General features: G+C 63.3%; 26 protein-coding genes. 14 read left to right on the plus strand and 12 right to left on the minus strand.

Annotation, left to right across the window (positions count from 1 at the left end; genetic code table 11):
- Positions 1–126: 126 nt before the first annotated feature.
- From sppA to lhpI, 4 genes are all read left to right on the plus strand, one after another.
- Positions 127–1,083 carry a signal peptide peptidase SppA gene (sppA, locus tag NKG99_RS17675; protein WP_352869916.1) on the plus strand — a complete coding sequence of 319 codons (957 nt, stop codon included), beginning with the start codon at positions 127–129 and terminating at the stop codon, positions 1,081–1,083.
- 81 nt (positions 1,084–1,164) lie between these two features.
- A complete protein-coding gene (locus tag NKG99_RS17680) occupies positions 1,165–1,449 on the plus strand; it encodes an integration host factor subunit beta (RefSeq protein ID WP_006200394.1) in 285 nt (94 codons plus the stop codon).
- Positions 1,450–1,507: 58 nt separating this feature from the next.
- Positions 1,508–1,876, plus strand: coding sequence for a DUF1049 domain-containing protein (locus NKG99_RS17685; RefSeq protein ID WP_352869918.1), 369 nt, complete (start codon positions 1,508–1,510; stop codon positions 1,874–1,876).
- 37 nt (positions 1,877–1,913) lie between these two features.
- Complete coding sequence (gene lhpI / locus NKG99_RS17690; RefSeq protein WP_352869920.1) at positions 1,914–2,879, plus strand: bifunctional Delta(1)-pyrroline-2-carboxylate/Delta(1)-piperideine-2-carboxylate reductase; 966 nt, start codon at positions 1,914–1,916, stop codon at positions 2,877–2,879.
- Here the strand turns inward: lhpI and NKG99_RS17695 are convergent.
- From NKG99_RS17695 to NKG99_RS17705, 3 genes are all read right to left on the minus strand, one after another.
- Complete coding sequence (locus NKG99_RS17695; RefSeq protein WP_352869922.1) at positions 2,876–3,313, minus strand: EVE domain-containing protein; 438 nt, start codon at positions 3,311–3,313, stop codon at positions 2,876–2,878. The genes lhpI and NKG99_RS17695 overlap by 4 nt on opposite strands.
- Positions 3,310–3,705 carry a VOC family protein gene (locus NKG99_RS17700; RefSeq protein WP_352869924.1) on the minus strand — a complete coding sequence of 132 codons (396 nt, stop codon included), beginning with the start codon at positions 3,703–3,705 and terminating at the stop codon, positions 3,310–3,312. Before NKG99_RS17700 ends, NKG99_RS17695 begins: the two co-directional genes overlap by 4 nt.
- 75 nt (positions 3,706–3,780) lie before the next feature.
- The gene (locus NKG99_RS17705) at positions 3,781–4,470 is read right to left on the minus strand and encodes a helix-turn-helix transcriptional regulator (RefSeq protein WP_352869926.1); all 690 of its coding nucleotides are present in this window, start codon (positions 4,468–4,470) and stop codon (positions 3,781–3,783) included.
- A gap of 136 nt (positions 4,471–4,606) precedes the next feature.
- Between NKG99_RS17705 and NKG99_RS17710 the strand changes: the two genes are divergently transcribed.
- The 6 genes from NKG99_RS17710 to olsB all read left to right on the plus strand — a co-directional run bounded on the left by NKG99_RS17710 (position 4,607) and on the right by olsB (position 11,602).
- Entirely contained in the window at positions 4,607–5,698 is a 1,092-nt protein-coding gene (locus NKG99_RS17710; protein WP_352869928.1) for an RsmD family RNA methyltransferase, read from the plus strand.
- On the plus strand, positions 5,699–6,556 hold the full coding sequence (locus NKG99_RS17715; RefSeq protein ID WP_352869930.1) for a TrmH family RNA methyltransferase: 858 nt from the start codon (positions 5,699–5,701) through the stop codon (positions 6,554–6,556).
- A gap of 13 nt (positions 6,557–6,569) precedes the next feature.
- Positions 6,570–7,067, plus strand: coding sequence for a signal peptidase II (lspA, locus tag NKG99_RS17720; protein ID WP_352869932.1), 498 nt, complete (start codon positions 6,570–6,572; stop codon positions 7,065–7,067).
- Between the two features lie 65 nt (positions 7,068–7,132).
- Positions 7,133–8,122, plus strand: coding sequence for an acrylyl-CoA reductase (NADPH) (acuI, locus tag NKG99_RS17725; protein WP_352869934.1), 990 nt, complete (start codon positions 7,133–7,135; stop codon positions 8,120–8,122).
- Positions 8,123–8,264: 142 nt separating this feature from the next.
- The gene (locus NKG99_RS17730) at positions 8,265–10,544 is read left to right on the plus strand and encodes a response regulator (RefSeq protein WP_352869936.1); all 2,280 of its coding nucleotides are present in this window, start codon (positions 8,265–8,267) and stop codon (positions 10,542–10,544) included.
- Between the two features lie 182 nt (positions 10,545–10,726).
- Complete coding sequence (gene olsB, locus NKG99_RS17735; RefSeq protein ID WP_352870044.1) at positions 10,727–11,602, plus strand: l-ornithine N(alpha)-acyltransferase; 876 nt, start codon at positions 10,727–10,729, stop codon at positions 11,600–11,602.
- A 92-nt stretch (positions 11,603–11,694) separates the two neighbouring features.
- Here olsB and NKG99_RS17740 read toward each other — a convergent pair whose 3' ends face one another.
- Entirely contained in the window at positions 11,695–12,327 is a 633-nt protein-coding gene (locus NKG99_RS17740; RefSeq protein WP_352869938.1) for a trimeric intracellular cation channel family protein, read from the minus strand.
- Between the two features lie 121 nt (positions 12,328–12,448).
- Complete coding sequence (grpE, locus tag NKG99_RS17745) at positions 12,449–13,084, minus strand: nucleotide exchange factor GrpE (protein WP_352869940.1); 636 nt, start codon at positions 13,082–13,084, stop codon at positions 12,449–12,451.
- Between the two features lie 237 nt (positions 13,085–13,321).
- Here grpE and NKG99_RS17750 point away from each other — a divergent pair, with 237 nt between their 5' ends.
- Together NKG99_RS17750 and NKG99_RS17755 are read left to right on the plus strand one after the other, a co-directional pair.
- The gene (locus NKG99_RS17750; RefSeq protein WP_352869942.1) at positions 13,322–13,522 is read left to right on the plus strand and encodes a hypothetical protein; all 201 of its coding nucleotides are present in this window, start codon (positions 13,322–13,324) and stop codon (positions 13,520–13,522) included.
- 185 nt (positions 13,523–13,707) lie between these two features.
- Positions 13,708–14,730, plus strand: a complete 1,023-nt coding sequence (locus NKG99_RS17755; protein ID WP_352869944.1) for a fatty acid desaturase — start codon at positions 13,708–13,710, stop codon at positions 14,728–14,730.
- A 233-nt stretch (positions 14,731–14,963) separates the two neighbouring features.
- Here the strand turns inward: NKG99_RS17755 and NKG99_RS17760 are convergent, their stop codons facing one another.
- The 6 genes from NKG99_RS17760 to cysG all read right to left on the minus strand — a co-directional run bounded on the left by NKG99_RS17760 (position 14,964) and on the right by cysG (position 20,755).
- The gene (locus NKG99_RS17760; protein WP_352869945.1) at positions 14,964–15,584 is read right to left on the minus strand and encodes a DJ-1/PfpI family protein; all 621 of its coding nucleotides are present in this window, start codon (positions 15,582–15,584) and stop codon (positions 14,964–14,966) included.
- A 261-nt stretch (positions 15,585–15,845) separates the two neighbouring features.
- Complete coding sequence (locus NKG99_RS17765; RefSeq protein ID WP_352869947.1) at positions 15,846–16,379, minus strand: DUF934 domain-containing protein; 534 nt, start codon at positions 16,377–16,379, stop codon at positions 15,846–15,848.
- Between the two features lie 170 nt (positions 16,380–16,549).
- Positions 16,550–17,314, minus strand: a complete 765-nt coding sequence (locus tag NKG99_RS17770; protein ID WP_352869948.1) for a phosphoadenylyl-sulfate reductase — start codon at positions 17,312–17,314, stop codon at positions 16,550–16,552.
- A complete protein-coding gene (locus tag NKG99_RS17775) occupies positions 17,289–18,959 on the minus strand; it encodes a nitrite/sulfite reductase (protein WP_352869950.1) in 1,671 nt (556 codons plus the stop codon). Before NKG99_RS17775 ends, NKG99_RS17770 begins: the two co-directional genes overlap by 26 nt.
- Before the next feature lie 42 nt (positions 18,960–19,001).
- Positions 19,002–19,307 (minus strand): DUF2849 domain-containing protein, encoded by a 306-nt coding sequence (locus NKG99_RS17780; protein WP_352869952.1) that lies wholly within the window; start codon positions 19,305–19,307, stop codon positions 19,002–19,004.
- Positions 19,304–20,755: a siroheme synthase CysG gene (gene cysG / locus NKG99_RS17785; protein WP_352869954.1), complete on the minus strand. Its 1,452-nt coding sequence runs from the start codon at positions 20,753–20,755 to the stop codon at positions 19,304–19,306. Before cysG ends, NKG99_RS17780 begins: the two co-directional genes overlap by 4 nt.
- Before the next feature lie 416 nt (positions 20,756–21,171).
- Here cysG and NKG99_RS17790 point away from each other — a divergent pair, with 416 nt between their 5' ends.
- Positions 21,172–21,621, plus strand: coding sequence for a baeRF12 domain-containing protein (locus tag NKG99_RS17790; protein WP_352869956.1), 450 nt, complete (start codon positions 21,172–21,174; stop codon positions 21,619–21,621).
- 97 nt (positions 21,622–21,718) lie between these two features.
- Here the strand turns inward: NKG99_RS17790 and NKG99_RS17795 are convergent, their stop codons facing one another.
- On the minus strand, positions 21,719–22,567 hold the full coding sequence (locus NKG99_RS17795) for an AraC family transcriptional regulator (RefSeq protein WP_352869958.1): 849 nt from the start codon (positions 22,565–22,567) through the stop codon (positions 21,719–21,721).
- Positions 22,568–22,774: 207 nt separating this feature from the next.
- Here NKG99_RS17795 and NKG99_RS17800 point away from each other — a divergent pair, with 207 nt between their 5' ends.
- Positions 22,775–23,695: a zinc-binding dehydrogenase gene (locus NKG99_RS17800; protein ID WP_352869960.1), complete on the plus strand. Its 921-nt coding sequence runs from the start codon at positions 22,775–22,777 to the stop codon at positions 23,693–23,695.
- Positions 23,696–23,700: the final 5 nt, after the last annotated feature.

Here is a 23,700-nt window from a genome sequence, read left to right on the forward strand (position 1 = left end):
AACTCGGCCAAAGGATTAGGCGTTTCCGCAAATTTCAAACTGAGACACTGCCGGGAAAGAGAATTGCTTCCCGATAGGAGGATCATGGTCTAAAAGCGTCTCCTCCCGCCGACTGAAAGGCTGACCATGGCAATGAGAGCCGACGACCTGATCGACCGCCGCCGCTTGCGGCGCAAGCTGACATTCTGGCGCGTTGCCGCGATCGGCATCGTAGCCCTCGGGGTGATTGCGCTTTCAGCCTGGTTCTATCGCGACGATTTCGGCGGCTCGGTGGTCGACCATATCGCCAAGGTCAAGATCGAAGGCACGATCACCGAGGACGAGGAACTGATCAAGCGACTGGAAACCATTCGTCTGTCGTCGAAGGTGAAAGGCGTGATCCTGTCGATCGATTCGCCTGGCGGCACCACGGTCGGCGGTGAATCGATCTATGACGAGGTGCGCAAGCTGGCCGCCGACAAGCCTGTCGTGGCCGAGGTCGGCACGCTCGCCGCATCGGCGGGCTATATGATCGCCAGTGCCGCCGATCATATCGTTGCCCGCAAGACCTCGATCGTCGGCTCGATCGGCGTCCTGATTCAGTATCCCGACGTCAGCGGCCTGATGGACAAGCTCGGCGTCAAACTGGAGGAAGTGAAATCCTCGCCGCTGAAAGCCGCGCCCTCCCCCTTCAAGCCGACCAATGACGACGAGCGCGCCATGGTCCGCAAGCTCATCCTCGACAGCTACGACTGGTTCGTCGGCATCGTTGCCGAGCGCCGCAAGATGACCCGCGAACAAGCGCTGGCGCTTGCCGACGGCTCGATCTTCACCGGTCGCCAGGGTGTCGCCAACGGACTGATCGACGCTGTCGGCGGCGAGACCGAAGCCGTCAACTGGCTGGCGACCAAGGGCGTCGATGCCAAACTCGAGGTCGTCGAATGGAAGGACACTGAACGGCGCGGCGGCTTCCTGTTCTCCAAGGCGATGGCGCAAACGATCGGCAGCGCGCTCGGCCTGCCGGCCTCCAGCGGCGACATAATCCATGATCTCGGCGCCGACCGCTTGTTTCTTGACGGTCTCGTTTCCGTCTGGCACCCTTGAGATGCGTTTGGGGCAAGTGAAAAAAGCAAATAAAATCATCCTCATAATTTTGACCGCACTGCTTTCACGGGGATCCGTCTCATGATCAAGTCCGAACTTGTGCAGATTATTGCGACGCGCAATCCGCATCTTTTCCTGCGCGACGTCGAAAACATCGTCGGCGCGATCTTCGATGAAATCACCGACGCCCTTGCCGAAGGCAACCGGGTCGAACTGCGCGGTTTCGGCGCTTTTTCGGTGAAAAACCGTCCCGCCCGCACCGGCCGCAATCCGCGCACCGGCGAATCCGTCGAGGTCGAGGAGAAATGGGTGCCGTTCTTCAAGACCGGCAAGGAACTGCGTGAAAGGCTGAACGGCGGCAAGTAGGCGCGGGCGTCAGCGCCAGACGGCCTCTCGGAGAGGCCAGCTTCCGACGGAAAACATCATGTTCAATCGCTTCATGCTCATCGTGATCTTCGTGCCCTTGGCGATTATCCTGATCGCACTCGCCGTTGCCAACCGCGAATTGGTCGCCTTCACGCTGGATCCGTTCAACCCCGGCAATCCTAAGCTGACGCTGACTTTGCCGCTGTTCATCTTCCTGTTCCTGGCGCTCGCCATCGGCATGATCGTCGGCAGCCTGGCAACCTGGGTCAAGCAGGGCCGCTACCGCAAGCTGGCGCGCCAGCGCGGCGTCGAGGCCGAGAACCTGCGCCAGGCGGTCAGCCGCGCGCCCCCAGCACCGCAAGGCCCGGTCCAAGGATCGGCCCAAGGGTCTGCCCAGGGGTCTGCATTGCCGAAGCCGACCGCTTGAACCGCCCGTCGGCAGTTTTGTCCCCACGGAGTTTTTCATGCTGACCATTTCGGCCCCAGAGGTCGACCATGCGCTGACCTTTCCCGGACTGGTCGAGACGCTGCGCACGGCGTTTCGCGACGGCGCGGTGCAGCCGGTCAGGCACCATCATACGATCGAGCGGCCCGATGGCGCGGCCTCCACCCTGCTCTTGATGCCGGCCTGGACCGATCTCAACGCGGCAGGCACATCGGCCGGTGGTCACGTCGGCGTCAAGATCGTCACTGTCTCGCCCGACAACAACGCCATCGGCAAGCCCGCGGTGATGGGGCTCTACCTCCTGCTCAATGGCGCCACCGGTGAACCCGAAGCCTTGATCGACGGCCAGCGCCTGACCCAGTGGCGCACCGCCTGCGCTTCGGCGCTGGCAGCTTCCTATCTCGCCCGCGACGATGCCTCGCGGCTGCTGGTGGTCGGCGCCGGCGCGCTGTCGCCGTTCCTCGCCAAGGCGCACTCAGCCGTACGGCCGATCAAGTCCATCCGCATCTGGAACCGCACCCCGGCCAATGCCGAGAAGGTCGCGGCCGATCTGCGTGCCGAAGGCTTCGCGGCCAGCGCCGCGACCGACCTCGATGCCGAGCTTGGGCAGGCCGACATCGTCTCCTCGGCGACGATCACGACGACACCATTGATCAAGGGCGCCTTGTTGCGGCCGGGAACCCATGTCGACCTGGTCGGCGGCTTTACGCCCACGATGCGCGAAAGCGATGACGACGCGATCGCGATCGCCCGCGTCTATGTCGACACCCGCGCCGGCGCCACCAAGGAAGCCGGCGACATCGTCCAGCCGCTGGCCTCCGGCGTCCTGAAGCCGGAAGCCATCGTCGCCGATCTGCACGAATTGGCGCGTGGCCAAAAGAAGGGCCGCGAAAGCGCCGGTGAGATCACGCTGTTCAAGTCGGTCGGCGCCGCGCTCGAGGATCTTGCCGCCGGCATTGCGGTCTATAACGCGCTCAAGACCTAGTTCACCGGTATAGGCATTTTGGCGCCCATTGCCTCGGCGATGACACGAAAATCGTGATCCCCGATTTCGAAGAGGCCAAAGCGAAGCTGATAGCCCCAGTTCGGCTTGCCGGCCGTGAAATCCAGCCTGTCGAGCAACGGCTTGATCGGGATTTCCTCGGCCTTCGCCCATTCGACATCGCGACGGAATGGCGTGAAGCCGCCGCCCATATCACCCTGATAGGGTTCGCCTGCCCGCACCGTGCCGATGGCCGTGAAGGCCTGCAGGCCATCTTTCTCGCCCAAAATGGTGGTCGGCGAATAATAGATGATGCCATCGCCGGGCCTGACGCGGCGCAGCGGTGCTGCCTTGCCGTGGTTGACCTGCATGAAGCCGCTCTGCCGGCCGCGCCGGACATGTTCGGCCGAGGCTACCGCGATCCAGTACGCACTCATTTCTGTTCCCCATTGGCCTGTTCCCCATCGGACAGCCAGTAGACGCGCAGGCGATGATTATCGGGATCGAGCGCGACGAAGGTGCGGCCGAAATCCATGTCGGTCGGCGTCTGCAGGATTGTCATCCCGCGCCCGGACCAGTCGGCATGGGCGGCATCGACCGCATCGGGCGTATCCAGCGCAAAGACGATTTCGGCGCCGCCACCTGCCGCGGCGGCTGCCGGCTCGACCGTGTGGCGCGACCAGAGGCCGAGCTTGAAACCAGCATCCAGAACGAACAGCACGAAGGTCGGTGAGCTTTCGACCGGTTCGCGACCGAACAGCGCACTGTAGAAGGCGCCGCTCCGCCGCGGCTGGTCGACATAGAGGATAACGAAATTCGGGGTGGCCATGTCTTGCTCTCCAAGGTTCAGCGTTTCGACCTGGCGAACATAGGATAGGCTACTGTCAGATTCTGGCAGTAGCCGTCACGAACCGCGCGGCTTGTCGAACGTCGCCCGCCATTCCTTCAGCAGCGCCTGGCGTCGGCGCGGATAGCGCGCATCGGTGGCCTTGAGCTCGGCGATGCGATCGGCGCGAAAATGCCGGAAATCCTGGCGCATCTCGCACCACGCCACCACCACCCGCACCTTGTCGAAGAAGCCGAGCGCGAACGGCCAGACCACGCGCTCGGACGCGGCGCCGCCCGCGTCACGGTAGAGAAAGCCGAGCTTGCGCTCGTTGCGGATGGCCTGCCGCACCAAACCGAGATCGATGCCCTCGATGGCCGCGGCGGGCGGCCCGACCAGCAGCGTGCTCGCGTCGAGATCCTCGCGCAGATCGTCCGGCAGCACGGCGGCGATCTTGGCCAGCGCGTTGGCGGCGGCGGCCGAGAGACGCTGGTCCGGCTGCTTGGCGACCCAGCGCGAGCCAAGCACGATGGCCTCGATCTCCTCGTCGCTGAACATCAGCGGCGGCAGCATGAAGCCGGGCTTGAGCACATAGCCCAACCCCGCCTCACCCTCGATCGGCGCGCCCTGGCCCTGCAGCGTCGCGATGTCGCGGTAGAGCGTGCGGATCGAAATCCCGAGCTCATCGGCCAGAGCCTGCCCGCTCACCGGCCGGCGGTGCCGACGCAGCGTCTGGATCAGGTCGAGCAGGCGTTCGGAGCGGGACATCCAGCAGATTTGCCCGTTTCTTTGACATTGGTCCATCGCCGGCCGACATAAACCGGCAAGGCCGGCGAGTCGGACTTGGTTGCGAAGCCGGTTGCCCTATGTCAAAAGCGGCCACGCCGCTCGGAGTTGCCCCCGCTTGAAGTCTTTTCGCGACAAACGCCGCGACAACCGTCCGCATCCGTCCACGAAGGGTGCGGCGGACGTGTCACGTCCGCGTACCGGCCAGGTTCCTGCCAGACCGGAAGCGCAGCCGCGCGAGCGGCAGGAGGCGAAGCCGGACAGCCGTTCCGAGCCGAAATCCGCGCCACGCGTCCTTGCCCGCCGCGACGGCGACCTGCCCATCGAGCATCTTCCCGTGATCCTCGAAGTGGCGCCGAATGCCGATTATGCGCTGCTCGACAGCGGCGCCGGCCAGAAACTCGAACAATACGGCCCCTACCGGATCGTGCGGCCCGAAGGCCAGGCAATCTGGCAAAAGGCCTTGCCGGCAAAAGACTGGGAGCGCGCCGACGCCGTCTTTACCGGTGACACCGACGAGGAAGGCATCGGCCGCTGGCGTTTCCCTAAGGTGCCGCTCGGCGAGACCTGGCCGATGAAGCATGACGGCATCGACTATCTCGGCCGTTTCACCTCGTTTCGCCATGTCGGCGTCTTTCCCGAGCAGGCCTCCCACTGGGATCACATGGCCGTTCTGATCGCCGCGGCGAAGCGACCGGTCAAGGTGCTGAACCTGTTTGGCTATACCGGCCTCGCCTCGCTGGTCGCGGCCCGCGCCGGCGCCGAGGTCACCCATGTCGATGCCTCGAAGAAGGCGATCGGCTGGGCCCGCGAGAACCAGGAGATGGCCGGCCTTGGCAGCAAGCCGATCCGCTGGATCGTCGACGATGCGGTGAAGTTCGCCGAGCGCGAGGAGCGCCGCGGCAGCCGCTACGACATCATCCTGTTCGACCCGCCGGCCTATGGCCGTGGCCCCAAGGGCGAAGTCTGGCAATTGTTCGAGGACCTGCCTGATCTGACCGACCTTTGCCGCGCCATCCTGACGCCGAAACCGCTCGCCGTGGTGCTGACCGCCTATTCGATCCGCGCCTCCTTCTTCGCCATCCATGCCTTGATGCGCGACACCTTTGCCGGCATGGGCGGCAAGGTCGAATCGGGTGAGCTGATCATCCGCGAAAAGTCCGCCAGCCGGGCGCTTTCGACCTCGCTGTTTTCGCGTTGGGTGGCCTGAATGAACGAGCGGCACGCAGGCGCACCTGGGCAGGTGAAGGAAGTCACCAGCCTCGCCAATCCGCTGGTCAAGGACATCAAGGCGCTCGCCCAGAAGAAATTCCGCGACCAGCAGAACGCCTTCATGGCCGAGGGACTGAAGCTGGTCATCGATGCGCTCGATCTCGGCTGGCAGATCAGGACATTGGTTTTCGCCAAGGCCGGGCGTGGCAACGCGGCGGTGGAGAAGGTCGCCGCACGCACGGTTGCCGCCGGCGGCATGGTGCTCGAAGTGTCGGAAAAGGTGCTCGTCGCCATCACCCGCCGCGACAATCCGCAAATGGTGGTCGGCGTCTTTTCGCAAAAATTCCTGGCCCTGAAGGATGTCCGCGCCGACGATGGCGATGTCTGGGTGGCGCTCGACCGGGTGCGCGATCCCGGCAATCTCGGCACCGTCATCCGTACCGTCGATGCCGTCGGAGCCAAGGGCGTCATCCTGGTCGGCGACACCACAGATCCTTTTTCCGTGGAGACGGTGCGCGCCACCATGGGTTCGATCTTTGCCGTGCCGGTGGCCAAGGCAACCACCGAAGCTTTCCTCGCTTGGCGAGGTGGCTTCTCAGGCCTCGTCGCCGGCACCCACCTGAAAGGCGCCGTCGACTACCGCTCGGTCGATTTTTCCCGCGGGCCCGTGCTGCTGATGATGGGCAACGAGCAGCAGGGGCTGCCCGAAAGCCTGGCCGCGAGTTGCGACAGGCTGCTCAGGATTCCGCAAGCGGGCCGCGCCGATTCGCTCAACCTGGCCGTTGCGACCGGCATCATGCTGTTCGAGATCCGGCGCGGCGTGCTGAAGCTCGAACCAATCGTGGACCAGCAATGAAGGTTGCCCACCCGTGAGATCATGGTCTCCCTACGCGTTGCTCGTCGTCGCGGCCATAGCGCTCGACCAGTGGATAAAACACTTGGTCGAGACCGGTCTCGCCTTTCAGGAGAAGCTTGATCTGGTGCCCTTCCTGGCGCTGTTTCGCACCTACAACACCGGCATCGCCTTCTCGATGTTCTCGTCCTTCGGCGACACCGGGCTGATCGTCATTTCGCTTGCGGTCGTTGCGTTCGTGCTGTTCCTGGCGACGCGGATAGCGCCGTCCCAGATCCTTGCCCGCGCCGGCTTTGCGCTGATCGTCGGCGGCGCGCTCGGCAATCTGATCGACCGCGCCGTCTACGGCCATGTCATCGACTACATCCTCTTCCACACGCCGGTCTGGTCCTTCGCCGTCTTCAATCTTGCCGACGCCTTCATCTCTGTGGGCGCGGCATTGGTCGTCTTGGACGAACTGTTCGGCTGGCGGCGCGAGCCCAGGTCTTCAAACGCCAAGCCTTCCAAAGATTGACCCCGTGCGGCCGGCGCCGCACAGTTCATGTCGCCAAACAGATCGCGGAGAAAGAGGAGAAAGAGATGCCAGAAACCTTCAAAGCCATCCTCGTTTCGCGCGACGCCGAGAAAAAGCAGGCGGTAGCCGTGACCGATCTCACCGAAGCCGACCTGATGGAAGGCGATGTCACCATCGCGGTCGAGGCAACGACGGTGAACTACAAGGATGGCCTGGCGATCACAGGCAAGGCGCCGGTGATCCGCCGCTGGCCGCTGGTGCCGGGCATCGATTTCGCCGGCACCGTCATCTCGTCCTCCCATTCCGACTGGCGCGCCGGAGACAAGGTCATCCTGAACGGCTGGGGCGTCGGCGAAACCCATTTCGGTGCCTATGCCGGCCGCGCCCGTGTCAAGGGCGACTGGCTGGTGCCTCTGCCGCAAGGCATCAGCCCGCATGACGCGATGGCCGTCGGCACCGCCGGCTACACCGCCATGCTCTGCGTCATGGCGCTGGAGCGGCACGGCATCCTGCCCGATCGCGGCCCGGTGGTGGTGACGGGGGCGGCCGGCGGCGTCGGCTCGGTCGCGGTCTCGATCCTGTCCAGCCTCGGCTACCATGTCATTGCTTCCACCGGTCGCAACGCCGAAAGCCCCTATTTGATCAACCTTGGCGCCGCCGAAGTGATATCGCGCGACGAGCTTGCCCAGCCGGCCAAGCCGCTGGCCAAGGAGCGCTGGGCCGGTGGCGTCGACGCCGTCGGCAGCCACACGCTGGCCAATGTGCTGTCGATGACATCCTATGGCGGCGCGGTCGCCGCCTGCGGCCTGGCCGGCGGCATGGACCTGCCGGCCAGCGTCGCTCCCTTCATCCTGCGTGGTGTGTCGCTGCTCGGCATCGATTCGGTGATGGCGCCGAAGGCGGTCCGCCTCGAAGCATGGCGGCGTATCGGCACCGACCTCGATCTGAAGAAGCTCGCCAGCCTGTCCAGGACCATCGGATTCGACGGCATCATCGATGCCGCGCGCGACATCGTCGACGGCAAGATACGCGGCCGCGTCGTCGTGGACATGTGAACCCGCTCGACTGCCGGAGAAGGCGGGCGGAATTGCCGCGCACGATGGCAAATCCGTTGCGGCCACGGCAAAAGCGCCCATCCGCTAAAATTCGAACGATCCGCCGCAATTTTCCATAATCTCTGTCTGGCAAGGATTTCGCATGATCGCGGAATCCGGCAGCCAAAGGGCGGACACTGGCGACGACGTGGACGCAACGTCGTCGCGGCGCTTTGTCGCCGCGCCGCCATTGGTGCCCGAGCCCGAGCCCGCCAGGCGCGAAGGGCTTCCGTTCCTGGCCTTCGTCGCCATCATCGTGCTGGCAGGCCTGGCGCACCTGACCGGGGCACCGGTCTTCATCAGCATCGCATTGCTGGCAACCGGCCTTGCCGGCCTTGCCATGCATCTGCGCGCCATGCGGAGCGAGCACCGCACCGCGGCCCTTCTTGACGAAACCACTGCCCGCAGCCGCGCCGAGATCGAGACGCTAGCCGATCGCATGTGGGAAATGCAGGAGAGCGATGAGCGCTTTCGCGGCCTGATCGATGCGCTCGGCGACCTCGTCATTCACCGCAACCGCGACGGCTACATCGTCTATGCCAACAAGGTTTTCGCCGATCTCGTCGAAACCGATCAGCGCGACCTTGCCGGCAAGACCCTGGCGGAACTTGGCATCGAGGTCGGCATCGTTCCCGATGCCGCCTTTTCCGACCATGAATGCCTGAGTTCCACCGATGTCGCCATCAATACGCCTAGCGGCCCGCGTTGGTTCTCGTGGATCGAACTGTCGGTGCGTGACAAGGACAGCGGCGCCGTTTCGCATCGCGCCATCGCCCGCGACATCACCGCCCGCAAACGCGCCGAATCCTCGCTGATCACCGCACGCGAACGAGCCGAGTACGCCAGCCAGGCCAAATCGCGTTTCCTCGCCACCGTCAGCCATGAAATTCGCACGCCGATGAACGGCATCATGGGCATGGCCAGGCTACTGGCCGACACCAGCCTGTCGCCGGAACAGCAGACCTATGTCGGCGCCGTCTCAACCTCGGCCAGCGCATTGCTTGCCCTGATCGAGGATCTGCTCGACTACTCCAAGATCGAAGCCGGGCGCTTCGACCCGGAGCCGCAGCCGATGTCGGTGCGCGAGATCGCCGACAACATCGTCGAATTGCTGGCCGCGCGCGCCTTCGCCAAGGATATCGGGCTGGGCTGCCATGTCGAACCCGACGTGCCGCAATTGATCACCGCCGATCCGGGCAAGGTCAGGCAGGTGCTGCTCAACCTTATCGGCAACGCCATCAAGTTCACCGACAGCGGCGGCGTGCTGGTGAGCATTGCGCGAGCGCGCACCGAAACCACCGACCGCATATGCTTCACCATCGCCGATACCGGTTCGGGCCTGCATGATGAGGACCTGGACCGTATTTTCGAGGAGTTCGAGCAAGCCGACGGCACGTCGACGCGTACGCATGGCGGGGCCGGCCTCGGCCTTGCCATCTCCAAACGCCTGGTGGCCGCCATGGGCGGCACGATCTCGGTATCCAGCCGGCTCGGCCAGGGATCCGAGTTCGTCTTCGAGATCCCGGCGATAGCGGCCACAGAAGCGCCGCAGGGCCGGCAGAACGCACTCTCTGGCAGACGCGCGGTGATCCTGTCGAAAAACGCCGTCGAGGCCGACGCCATCGCCCGCACCATCCGCGCCAATGGCGGCACGGTCGACATCGCCACCACCGCCGCGCAGGCCGCGCCCTTCGCCGCTGGCTGTGATGCGCTTCTGATCGATGCGGCCATGGAAGAAAGCGACGGCAGGTTGCTCAAGCGCCTGCGCCAGAGCGGTTTTTCCGACTGCGAGGCCATCACGCTGATCGCGCCGACCGATCGCGGCATGCTTGGCGAGTTCCGCGCCGGCGGCTACGCAACCTTCCTGGCCAGGCCGGTACGTGGCGGAACGCTTCTGCGTGTGCTGTTGAGCAGCCATGCTCCCAGCCTCGTCCAGCCGCAGCCGGAAAAGCGTGGCGCGCCGGCGCTTCGCGCCGTCGGCAACCGCCAGCGCGGCCTGTCGGTGCTGATCGCCGAGGACAATGACATCAATGCCATGCTGGCCCGCGCCACGCTGCTGAAGGCCGGGCATCGCGTCAAGGTGGTCGGCAACGGCAAGGCCGCCGTCGAGGCTGTCACCGGCGCCGGGCACAACCACCGCTTCGACGTGATTTTGATGGATTTGCACATGCCGGTCATGGACGGACTGGACGCGATTGCCGCCATCCGCCGCCATGAGGAAGAAACCGCCGTGCCGCCGGTGCCGATCATGGTGCTGTCGGCCGACAGCCAGGAAAAGACCCGCCATGCGGTGTTGGCTCATGGCGCCAGCGGCTTTGTCACCAAGCCGCTCGACCCCGAGGCGCTGGTCAATGCCGTCGAGGGACAGGTCGTCGCGGCCTGAGTTTTCCACCCGCCCATTTCAGGCCGCGCGCTCACGTAAAGGAGCCGGTTGATCCTATTCGCCAGCCGACGAAGTATTGCCCACGACGTCGTATCACGGTACTGTCACAATCCTGTTGCACCTACACCGTATCCCCGTGCCAAGAGGGATGGCTCGAAGGAGAATCACTCGTGCATACAGTTATGCCGGAATGTGACACTCGGCCGAACGCCAGCAGCGCCTTGCTTGCCGGATGTAAAGTCGATTCCGTCATAAAGGGCGCGGCACTGGGCCGTATAGGCAATCTTGAAGTGCGGCTCGCTCGCAACGAGGCCGAGATCGCGGCCGCGCAGGAAGTGCGCTACCGGGTGTTCTACGACGAACTTGGCGCCAGGAAGGATCTGTTCCAGGCCCACGACCGCCGTGATGCCGACCGCTTCGACCCGCTCTGCGACCATCTGCTGGTTTTGGACACGACGCTTTCCGGCCCCGAACATCGCCGCATCGTCGGCACCTATCGGTTGCTGCGGCAAGAAATCGCGGCCACGGCCGGAGGGTTCTATTCCGAAGGTGAATTCGAGCTGACCAAGCTCATCGCCCGTCACCCCGGCCAGCGCTTTCTCGAACTGGGCCGCTCCTGCGTTTTGCCGGAATACCGCTCGAAGCGCACCATCGAGGCGCTGTGGCAAGGCATCTGGGCTTACATCAACCACTACGAAATCGGTGTGATGACCGGTTGCGCTTCCTTCCACGGCACGGTGCCGGCGGCGCATGCCGAGGCACTCACCTACCTCGCCCACCACTGCCGGACGAATTCGGCCTGGGATGTGCGCGCGGTGTCCGGGCGTTACTGCTCGATGGACCTGATGCCGATCGAGGCGGTCAACACCAAGGCGGCGATCGCGGCGATGCCGCCCTTGGTCAAGGGTTATCTGCGCGTTGGCGCGCGCATCGGCGATGGCTGCGTCATCGACCGCGAATTCTCGACGGTCGACGTCTTCGTCGTCATGCCGGTCAAGGAAATCGGCGCCCGCTACGTCAATTATTATGGCGGGGAAGCTCAACGCTTCGCTGCGTAAAGTGGTGAATGGTGAATGGTGAATGGTGAATGGTGGGAGTTACACCCCGTTCTAATTGCCATTCACTATTCACCATTCACCATTCACTTCTCTCACGGAATATCTTCCGGCCGCCGGCCGGGTCGGCTTTTGTAGGACGGAAACGACCAGCCGAATTTGAGTGCGCCGCCACGCACAAGGAACGCCGCCGCAAAACCGGCGAGGTCCGAGGCGAGCGGCGGCAGTCCGGCAAGATCGCCAAGTGTATAGAGGCCGGCACCCGCAAGGGCTGCCGTGACGTAGATTTCGGGCCTGAGCAGAACCGATGGCTCGCCGGCCAGGAGATCGCGCAGAATGCCGCCGAAAGTGGCGGTGAGCACGCCGGTGATGACGGAGACGACAGGCGAACCGGTAATCGCCAGTCCCTTGGCGGCGCCCATCACCGAAAAGGCGGCGAGCCCGATGGCGTCAAGCCAGAGCAGCCATTTCCAGCGCGATTCGACACGATGCGCGCTGAAGAAGACCAGCACCGCAACCACGGCGCAGATCAGCACATAGCTGGAGTTGGCGACCCAGAAAACTGGCAGGTTGAGGATGACGTCGCGAAGCGTGCCGCCGCCTATTCCGGTGACGCTGGCCAGGAACAGGAAACCGATAATGTCGAGTTGCTTGCGCGAAGCCGCAAGCGCCCCGGTCGCGGCGAAGACGGCGACACCGGCATAGTCGAGAAGCGCGATGAGGTTCATGGGCGTGAGGCAGTAGGAATTAGGAATTAGGCAGTATGAATAGCACGAAGCCGCTCGATTGATACGACTGCCCCAGTTTCCCTATTGCCTACTGCCTACTGCCTATTCCCTATTCCCTACCTCACGCATCCTTCTCGGCCTGTTCGTTCACCGGCCCCGGCTCGACCGGCGCTTCAGCGGCGGCTAGCTTCGGGCCGCCCTTGGCGACGCCGACCATGGCCGGTCGCAGCACCCGATCGCCGATCGAATAGCCCGGCTGCACGACCTGGACCACCGTGTTGGCCGGAACATCTGGATTGGGCACTTCGAACATCGCCTGATGGAAATTGGGATCGAACTTCTCGCCTTCAGGCGCGAGCTTCTTGACCCCGTGCCGTTCCAGCGCCGACAGCATGGCGCGCTCGGTCAAGTCGACGCCTTCGATCAACGCCTTGAAGCCGGCGTCACCCGACGCCTTGGCCTCGGCCGGAATCGCATCCAGCGCACGGCGCAGATTGTCCGACACCGACAGCATGTCGCGAGCGAAATTCGCGACCGCGTAGGTACGCGCGTCGTGCATGTCGCGCGCCGTGCGGCGACGCAGGTTCTCCATTTCGGCCGCCACGCGCAGCGCGCGGTCCTTCAATTCTTCATTTTCCTTCAGCAGCCGCACAAGGGCTTCATAGTCGCCGTTGACGCTGCCTTCCGTGCGCTCGGCATTGGCCTCGGTCGCCTCGACTTCATCGGGCGCGCGTTCGTCTTTTGCCTGGTCGCTCATCGCCGTTTCCCGTCAATCTCGAATGATGTGGATTTTGAGCCCGATATCGAGGTTTGGCGGCCAAAAATCAAGGGGTAAGCGATTGTGAAGGCTGTCGACCAACGCCGGACAACGACGGCAGGCATTTCGATTTTAATTCAAATTTTACCCTAACCGGCGGCTTTGCTTGCCACAAAGGCGTGATGCGGGAACCATTCCCTTGCTGGAGAAGTTTCGAAGCCGACACAGGATTTTGAGATGATGACCCGCAAAAGGACCGAAAAGGCAGAACGGCTGGCCACCGAGGTCAGACGCCAGCTCGGCGCGGAGGCGGTCACCCGCTTTATGCGCACCTTACCCGCCTTCCGCACGGAAGCCGACATTCCTGACCGATTCAGAAAACTGCTCGACCGCCTCGACGGAGCGGAGAAGAGTGACGTCGGCTGGCGCCGGCGGTAGAGAACGACCAATCTTGGCGGCAACCCTCGGGTTCCCGAATGATCTTGAAAGCCCGCCGCTCCGGGGGAAAACCATCAAACGGGTGAAGTGCGGTTGGCTCGACCCACAGGCCACGCGACAATTACGCGCAGTAATTTTGCGTGATCTTTGCTTGCGGTGGCGGGACACCCCGCCTATGCTTCGTGATGAACATGATTTCCCCTGAGGCGGTCGCCAACAGCAAGCGCGCCTGGCTGAAAATTCTGGCGCGCTACAAGAAGCCTGACAGGCGGCGCAGCGCCGTCGAACTCGCCATCACACTCATTCCGTTTGCCGTGCTCTGGGGACTGTCCTCGGCGTCCTATGCCTATGGCCATTGGTGGGGACTGATCCTGATCCTTCCCGCGGCCGGGTTTCTGGTGCGCATCTTCATGATCCAGCACGATTGCGGTCACGGCTCCTTCTTTGCCAATCGCTATGCGGACGACTGGATCGGCCGCGGGCTCGGCATCCTGACGCTGACACCCTACGACTGCTGGCGGCGCGCTCACGCGACGCATCATGCCAGCGCCGGCAATCTTGACGAACGCGGCATGGGCGACATCAGGACGCTGACCGTTGCCGAATACCGGCGGATGTCATGGCGAGGCCGCCTTGCCTATCGTCTCTATCGCCACCCGCTGGTGATGTTCGGGCTCGGGCCGATCTGGCTGTTTATCTTCGAGCAAAGGCTGCCCGTCGGCATGATGCGGGGCGGCCTGACGCCCTGGGTGTCGTCGATGACCACCAATCTTGGCATCGCGATTGCGGCAGCCATCCTCATCTGGTTCGTCGGCCCTGGCGCGTTCCTGGTGGTCCATCTGCCGATCGTCATCCTCGCCGGTTCGGCGGGCATCTGGCTGTTCTACGTCCAGCATCAGTTCGAGGAAACGGAATGGGCGAAGGACGCCGACTGGGAATTCCAGCACGCCGCCCTGCATGGCTCCTCCTACTACGACCTGCCGCCGGTACTGAACTGGCTCACCGGCAATATCGGCGTCCATCACGTCCACCACCTCTCGGCCAGGGTTCCGTGCTACCGGCTGCAGGAAGTTCTGCGGGACTATCCGGAACTGCGCACCATCGGTCGCGTCACGCTGCTCGAAAGCCTGCGATGCGTCAAACTGGCGCTGTGGGACGAGAATCGCCGGAAACTGGTGTCTTTCCGCGAGGCGTGGGCGGCCGCCTAAGCAATTCCAGGAAAAGTGTGAAACGGTTTTCCCAGGAAAGCGCGCAGCGCTTTCCCTAATGCATGTCGCCAAAAAGTGACCTCGATTTTGGGAGAACGACATGCATAAAAACAAAGACCTAAAGCGCGTCGCCTGAATCCGTTCAAACGCGACGCGCTTTAGAGAATTGCGTCAAAACAGGAAAATAGAAAGGCCGTCGCGCTACAGGCTCGGCGGCCTTAAAAAATCCCGGATCAGGCCGCCTGGCGCTCGTCGCGCATCAGGATCTCGCCATGGCGGATCTCCGTGCCCAGCACCTTCAAGCATTCGCGGATGAAATTGGACAGGCCCGGCCAGCCCTTGGCCGAAACGAGATTGCCGTCGACATGGGCGCCGGTCGGCGCGACATCGATATAGATACCGCCAGCGAGCGTCACCTCAGGCTCGCAATAATGCAGCGCGGCGACTTCCCGGCCCCGCACCACCCCGTCGACAGCGATCAGGATCTGCACGCCATGGCAGATGGTGAAGATCGGCTTCCCGGCCTCGTGGAAATGCCGCACCAGGGCCTGCACGCGCTTGTCGATGCGGATGTATTCCGGGCCACGCCCGCCCGCCGCATAGACGGCATCGTATCCGGCTGGGTCCACCTCGGAGAACGTCTTGTTGAGGATATAATCGTGGCCGGGCTTCTCGGTATAGGTCTGGTGACCTTCGAAGTCGTGTAGCGATGTTTTCAATATATCGCCCGCCTTCTTGTCTGGACAGACGACATGGACCGTGTGTCCAACCGCATGCATGGCCTGCTCAAAGACGAAAATCTCATATTCCTCGCTGAACTCGCCAACGAGCATCAGTATCTTCTTGCCAGCCATTCCCGGTTCCTCCCTTGTGGCTATATTTATTTCGGGTCACGAAATAATGGACCTATCCTAAGAGCAGGATGGCAAAAGGGAAAGCGTAAATCGCACAATTGGTAAGACCAGTCGATGTGGATCGTGATCAGCATCGCCGCAGTACCGTTCGCAGGAAGCGAAAACGGCACTATTGGTTCGACCAGAATTTCTATCCGTACGGATAGTCCCGGAGAAGGCCCGATCAGAGCCGATGTAAAGATGTCGGAAATTACCGCCGCGTCAGCTGTCGCGAACGCGCCGCCAGGAATATTTCGGCCCCTTGGGCTCCGATACGGCGGCCGGCTGGGAATAGAGCCCCAACCCGCCGGTACGTCCCTCCTCCAGCCGCTTCAACAGCACGGGGTTAGAAATCTCGAACTCGTCGAAGCCAAGCCGCAGCATATGCGGCAACTGGTCGACCAGAACCTGCCCGGTGGCGCGCACCGTACCTTCGAAATCGTAGCGGCTGCGCAGCAACTCACCCTTGGAGAAGGAGCGGCCATCGCTGAAGGCCGGGAAGGCCAGCGCCACCAGCGAGAGCTGGTCGAGCAGGTCGGCGATCTTCTCGAGTTGATCGCCCGGCTGCAGCACGACGCCGAGGCGTTCCTTCGCCGAGCGGCGCACCTCCGGATCGAGATCGAGGAACGCCTGCAACGGCAGGATGAAGCGGCCGTTTCCGGAAAGCGCCTCGGCGCTTTCGGCATGGGCCCACTCATCCTCGCGAAAACCCTCAGGGGTCCAGAGCCGGATCTCCGGTGTCGTCGGTTCGGTCATTAAAAATTCCTAAAAACTCAAAGAAGCCGAGGGTGCGTTGAGATTCAATCAGGCCGCGCCGAAAATGGTGGCTTCCGAGAACCGGATCGGAGCGTCCTTGAAATACGTGACCACCGAAAGCGCAGGAAACCGCCGTTTGCAGGCCGGCCTTACCTGAATATCAACATACCCTAAAGTGATGCGTCGGTCAGCGACTTCTCCAGTCCCGACAGGTGAATGCCGCACTCGGTCTTGGCGTGGCCGGCCCAGCGGCCGCTGCGCGCGTCCTCGCCCGGCTGCACCGGCTGCGTGCACGGGAAGCAGCCGATCGACAGATAGCCATAGGCGACCAGCGGATTTTCGCGCAGCGCATGCGCGCGCATATAGTCCGCCTGATCCGATGTCGTCCAGTGCGCCAGCGGGTTGATACGGATGCGCGGGCCCACCGCTTCGAACACTGGAAGTGCTGCCCGTGTCGAGGCCTGGAAGCGCTTGCGGCCGGTGAACCAGGCGCGGAAAGGTGCAACGCCACGCGCCAGCGGCTCGACCTTGCGCACGTCGCAGCAGGCGTCGGTATTGCTCTGATGCAGATTGCCCGTCGGATCGATCCGTTCGAGCGCCGCCTCCTCGGGCTTGATCACCCTTATATTGGTCAGCCCGAAATCGGCGGCAAGCGCGTCGCGATAGCCGAGCGTCTCCTCGAAATGCTTGCCGGTGTCGAGGAAGATGACCGGCAGCGTTCGGTCGATCTTGGAGATCATATGCAGCAGCACGGCCGAATCCGCGCCGAACGACGACACTGCGGATATCTCGTCGAGGAACAGTTCGCGGGCCGAGCGTTCGATGATCTCGAGCGGGTTCAGATGACCGTAAAGCGCATCGAGCCCCGCCGCCTTGGCGGCGATGCCGTCATCGACGTCGGCAATACGATCAAGCGGCCTTGGCTTCGCCAGCATAGAGCGCCTCCTTGAACGGCGCGGGACCGACTCGGCGGTAGGCGTCGATGAATTTCTCTTGTGGGTCGAGCCGAAGGCCGAGATAGGTCTCGACGATCTGCTCTATGGCATCGGTGATCTCTTCCGACGAGAAGCCGCGGCCGATGATCTCGCCGACAGAAGTGTTCTCGTCGGCCGAGCCGCCCAGCGTCACCTGATAGAGTTCGGAGCCCTTCTTCTCGACGCCGAGGATGCCGATGTGGCCGACATGGTGATGGCCGCAGGCATTGATGCAGCCGGAGATCTTCAGCTTCAGTTCGCCGATCTCGCGCTGACGCTCCAGCGAGGCGAAGCGGCGCGAGATTTCCTGCGCGATCGGGATCGAGCGCGCCGTGGCCAGCGCGCAATAGTCGAGGCCAGGGCAAGCGATGATGTCCGATATCAGGTTGGAATTGGCCGTCGCCAGGCCGATGCCGACCAGCGCGTCATAGACCGCCTTGAGATCGGCGCGCGCCACATGCGGCAGGATCAGGTTCTGCTCATGGCTGACACGAAGCTCGTCGAAAGCATATGTCTCGGCGATGTCGGCGACCGCTTCCATCTGGCTGTCCGAAGCGTCGCCGGGCACCTCGCCAATGCCCTTGAGCGAGATCGTCACCGCCGCGTAGTCCGGGTGGCGATGCGTCACGACATTCTGGTCGAGCCACTCCGAGAACCCCTTGGAATCCAGGCGCGCCAGCTTGACCGCCTGGTCGCCTTCTGGCCGCTCGGCAAGCTCCGGCGGTGCGAAATAGGCCTCGATGGCGCGGATATCGGCTTCCGGCAGCTTCAGCTCGGCATCCTTCAACTCCTGCCATTCGGCCTCGACCTGGCGGGTGATTTCCTCGACGCCGGTCTCGTGGACGAGGATCTTGATGCGGGCCTTGTACTTGTTGTCGCGGCGGCCATAGAGGTTGTAAACGCGCAGGATCGCCGTGCAGTAGGACAGAAGGTCGGCTTCCGGCAGGAAGTCGCGGATCTTGCGGGCCACCATCGGCGTGCGGCCCTGACCGCCGCCGATATAGACGGCAAAGCCGAGTTCGCCGGCGGCGTTCTTCTTCAGGTGCAGGCCGATATCGTGGGTCTGGATAGCAGCGCGGTCGCGCTCGGCACCCGTCACCGCGATCTTGAATTTGCGCGGCAGGAAGGAGAATTCCGGATGCACCGACGACCACTGGCGCAGGATTTCTGCATAGGGTCGCGGATCGGCGACCTCATCGGCGGCGGCACCGGCGAAATGATCGGCGGTGACGTTGCGGATGCAATTGCCGCTGGTCTGGATCGCATGCATCTCTACGCTTGCCAGATCGGCCAGGATCGCCGGAATATCCGACAGCGCCGGCCAGTTGAACTGAATGTTCTGGCGCGTGGTGAAATGGCCGTAGCCCTTGTCGTATTTGCGGGCGATGTGACCCAGCATGCGCAACTGCTTGCCGTTCAGCGTGCCATAGGGCACTGCGATGCGCAGCATGTAGGCGTGCAGCTGAAGATAGACGCCGTTCATCAGCCTGAGCGGCCGGAACTGGTCCTCGGTGATCTCGCCGGCAAGGCGACGCTGGACCTGGTCGCTGAACTCGGCGACACGGGCCTGGACAAAATCGTGGTCGAACTCATCGTAACGGTACATGCTTCGTCTTTCAGGGCGCGTCCGCCCATGCCTGGTGTCTTGTTAAGCTGCCCAAATCGCCTGCTTGGCAGCCTGCTTGCCGAGATCGTTGCGGATGGTCGGGCCGGCAGCGCGGATCTTCTCGCGCAACCGCACCGGCTCAACGACGCCGTTGACGACATCGGCATCGATCAAATTGACGTCGACCACTTCGTTGACGGCATAGGCCTTGGCACCGATCGCCTCGAGGCGATCCTCGGCCGCCTTGTCATGTGCGAGATCGGCATGGTCCACCGTCTCGGCCCAGCCGCCATCGGCGTACCAGACGGCAATGCCGTCGGTCAGGCGGTTGGCGGTCAGAATCTTCATGACTGAACTCCTTCGGCGACCGAACTGGACGCACCTTCATGCCTGAGTGCCGCGAGCGGCTCGGACCGTTCAAAGTTGGCGCCGGCAACCGCATCGCCGATGATGGTCATGACCGGACCGGAAAGATCGGCGCGCTCTTCCAGCGACGGCAGGTCGGCAAGCGTGCCGTGGAAGCGGCGGCGGTTGGCAAGGCTGGCATTCTCGACGACGGCCACCGCCGTATCCGGCGATAGCCCGGCCTCGATCAGCCGGCCGGCAATCTCGGCCGCCACCGAGCGGCCCATATAGACGGCGACGGTGGCGCCCGAAATAGCGAGCTTGGCCCAGTCGGGCAGCGAATTGCCCTTGAGGTCGTGGCCGGTGGTGAACACCATCGACGAAGAAACCCCGCGCAACGTCAGCGGCAGTTCGAAATCGGCAGCAGCGGCGAAGGCCGCAGTGACGCCCGGAACCACCTCGTAGGCGATGCCGGCATCACGCAGCGCCGCCATCTCTTCGCCAGCCCGGCCGAACACCAGCGGATCGCCCGACTTCAGCCGCACGACACGCTTGCCTTCACGGCCAAGTTCGACCAGCAGCGCATTGATCTGCGCCTGGCTCTTGGTGTGGCAGCCCTTGCGTTTTCCGACCGGCAGGCGTTCGGCATCGCGGCGACCCATGGCAACGACCGCCTCCGGCACCAGCGCGTCATGGACGATGACATCGGCCTCCATCAGCAGACGATGGGCGCGGAGGGTCAGAAGATCCTCGGCGCCCGGACCGGCGCCGACCAGCGCGATGTGGCCGCGAGCCGGCGTGTTCGAACGCAGAAGATCGACGGTGGCGTCATGCGCCTGCGAAAGCTGGCCGGCTTCAGCCGCGCGGGCAGGAGCACCCGTGAAGAAATCATTCCAGAAGCGGCGCCGGGCATTGCCTCTCGGCAGCAGCTTCTCGGCAGTCCCGCGAAACGAAGCGGCAAGCGTTGCCAGCGGCCCGAGCGACGGCGACAGCATGCGGTCGATGCGGCCGCGCAGCATCTGGGCAAGCACCGGCCCGGCGCCCTCGGTACCGATGGCGATGGCGACCGGCGCGCGGTTGACCAGCGCCGGGGTGAAGAAATCGCAGAGCTCAGGCCGATCGACGGCATTGACCGGAATGCCCAGCCGGCGCGCGTCCGCGGCCACGCGCCGATCGAGTGCCTCGTCGCCGCTGGCGGCAAACACCATGACCGCGCCGTCGAGCTGCGACGCGTCGTAAGCGGCGGCAAAATGGTTGGTGCCGGTCTGAGCGATGAAGGCCAAGAGGTCGGGCTCGGCATGTTCGGCGATGATGCGCAAGACCGCGCTCGACTGTCCGATCAGCCGCGCCTTGGCCAGCGCCTCTTCGCCGCCGCCGACGATGGCCACGGCTTGCCCCTCCACTCGCATGAAGACGGGGAAGGCGTTGAGTTTGGGAGCATTGTTCGACATGGGCGCGAGCAGAATCCTGAACAGGCTTGCAGTTCTACGCGCGAGCGCGAGAGATCAGAAGGAACGCACTCGCGCATCCCCTGTCGGGATGCAATCGCTTTTCTGAAAGCATTCCAGCCAAGAGAAAAATATTCCTCATCGGCGGGTGAGGCGGATTCAAGCTCCTGTCGCAGGCCTTGATTTACAGCTCTTTTAGCGCGCGGCGGGAAATGTCGCAAAACAGTTTTTTCTAAATTCTACCAATTTAGTAGATTAAAGCGCCCAGCCCGGATGCCCGAATGTCCAAGCTTATGGGATGCTGGCGGGAACATTACCGGTTCGAGACGCGTTCCCTAAAAAGTCCGTCGCGTCAGACCGAAACCCGGCCGCGGCATGTCACAAGACGCCGGAGCGGCCCAAAAAGGAGCCTTGTCATCATGAGCACAATCAACCTGAAGCATGGCATCTGGGTTTTAGTGGCCGACGGCGAGAAAGCGCTTTTCCTGAGGAATGCCGGCGACAACAAATATCCGAATCTCGAGGTCGTGCAGGAAATCGAACAGGACAACCCGCCCACCCGCGAGCAAGGCAGCGACAGCCCGGGCCGATACAATGATGGTCCCTCGGTGCACCGCAGCGCGGTCGAGGATACGGACTGGCACCGCATCGGCAAGGAGCGTTTCGCCGATGAGATTGCTGACCGGCTCTACAAGCTCGCGCATAGCGGCGAGTTCAAAGAGATCGTGCTTATCGCCCCACCGATGGTGCTTGGGACAATGCGCAAGAAGCTTCACAAGGAAGTCGAGGAGAAAGTGACCGCCGAAATTCCCAAGACACTGACCAACCACGCCCTATTCGAGATCGAGGCCCTGCTGCGGGCAGCCTGATCGTTGTGAGCAAATCGCGACGGACCGAGGCGGAATACCATCGAGAAATTCAAATCGGGGCCGGCGGCCGTCATTGGCAAGTCGTTGGCGGCATTCGTCATCGTCGTTGCCTTCGGCTATCCCCTGGCCACCGCGCTGATGATCTCGGCAAGCCTTGCCCAGATCGGTGAACACTGCTGAGGTATTTTGCCGGGGGCTTCCCGAGTGCCTTCTTGAACATGGTGATGAAGGCCGTGACGGATTCATAACCAAGATCGCCCGAGACTTGCTGCACGCTGGCGCCGGAGGCCAGCTCTCGTATTGCTACGATCAAGTGCAATTGCTGGCGCCAGCGCCCGAAGCTCAGCCCCGTCTCCTTGACCACGAGACGCGCGAGACTGCTCTCGCTCAGCGCAACGCGGTTGGCCCATTCTGACAAGGTGCTGCGGTCGGCAGGATCTTGCGCCAACGCTTCGGCGATCCGCCTCAAGCGCGGCTCGGATGAGATCGGCAGATGCAACTGCTGTACAGGCATGCGCGGCAGCTCGGTAAGCAGGGTCCTGGTCAAAAGCTCATCCCGCGCCTGATCGTCCTGCGCACCATCGGACAGCTCGATGATCAGTTCGCGCAGCAGCGGCGAGATCGAAAGCGTGCAGCACTGGTCCGGCAGATCGGCGGCTCCAGGCTCGATGTACACGAAGAAAATTCGAGCGTTGGCCGTCGCCATATTGCTGTGTTCCATGTTGCCGGGAATCCACACCCCGCAATGAGGCGGCACCATCCATAAGCCGCTGGGGACGTGGCATGTGACACCGCCTCCGAGCGCGAAGACGAGTTGGCCCTTGCGGTGCCGATGGGCGGGTACCTCCGCTCTGGTCTCGGTGACGTCAACGCGCACGGCAATGGCCGGCGCGGAAACCTCATCCACATCGAAATTGAGCCAGGGATAGCGAAGGGGCTGTCTCATGATTGACTGCTTTTAGCGATCAACTGCCTGGATATCTAAATTATTCAAAGAGGAAAATCGATAGGTCCCGCTTGTGAGTGAGCACGTCTGGAGTGCGGGGAGCTTGGTGAAAGGTTCTTCGATCAGCGGCGCCTGCGAACCAGAAGATCGAGGCGTAGCAGCCGCCTGAAGGCTATGCGCCCACCACGCGGCAGGAAGGTATGGCCCATGCTCGCCTTAGTCATCTCTCCCGAAAGTGCCACCAGACTGAGGCTCGTGGAGGTTGCCGAGCCTCAAGCTACCTCGAACGAAGCGCTCGTCTCGGTCCGCGCAACGTCGTTGAACCGCGGCGAATTGCGCCTGCTCGCCATCCGTCCGAACGGCTGGATACCGGGCCAGGACATCGTTGGGGTAGTCGAACGGGCGGCAGCCGATGGCTCCGGGCCAGCCGTGGGCGCCCGGGTTGCGGCTCTGGTCGACCAGGCCGGCTGGGCCGAACGGGTCGCCGTTCCAACCGACCGCCTCGCGATGCTGCCGGATGACGTCAGCTTCGTCTCCGCAGCCACGCTTCCGGTCGCGGGCACGACGGCGCTGCGGACATTGCGCCATGGCGGCGACCTGGCAGGGCAGCAGGTCCTGGTCACCGGCGCAAGCGGTGCGGTCGGTCGTTTCCAGATCCAGATCGCCCGCGCGCAGGGCGCCTCGGTGACCGCGATCGCCGCCGCCCGGCATGCCGAGGATCTCCGAGGTCTTGGAGCCGAGCAGGTTGTCGAGTCGATCGAGTTGGCCAGGGGGCCGTTTTCGCTGATCACCGAATCGGTCGGTGGCCAAAGCCTCGCCCATGCCATCGAACGCGTCGCGCCTGGCGGGACCATCGTCATGTTCGGTTCAAGCAGCGGCGAACTGACGCCCATTGGATTCCGCCAGTTCGTTCCTGATCATGAAGGGGCGAGGCTTCAGACTTTTGCGTACTACACGTCGGGTCCAGGCATTGGCGAGGACATCGCCTCGCTGCTCACGCTGGTCGCGGCTGGCCGGCTCGAAACGCGCGTGGCCTTGACCGTGCCGTGGACAGACATCGCGCAAGCGCTGGACGCACTGCGACAGCGCAGCTTCAGCGGCAAGGCTGTTCTCACCATAGCCGAATGAGCAGT

This window comes from Mesorhizobium sp. M1409, from assembly GCF_040317535.1.
Lineage (GTDB): Bacteria > Pseudomonadota > Alphaproteobacteria > Rhizobiales > Rhizobiaceae > Mesorhizobium.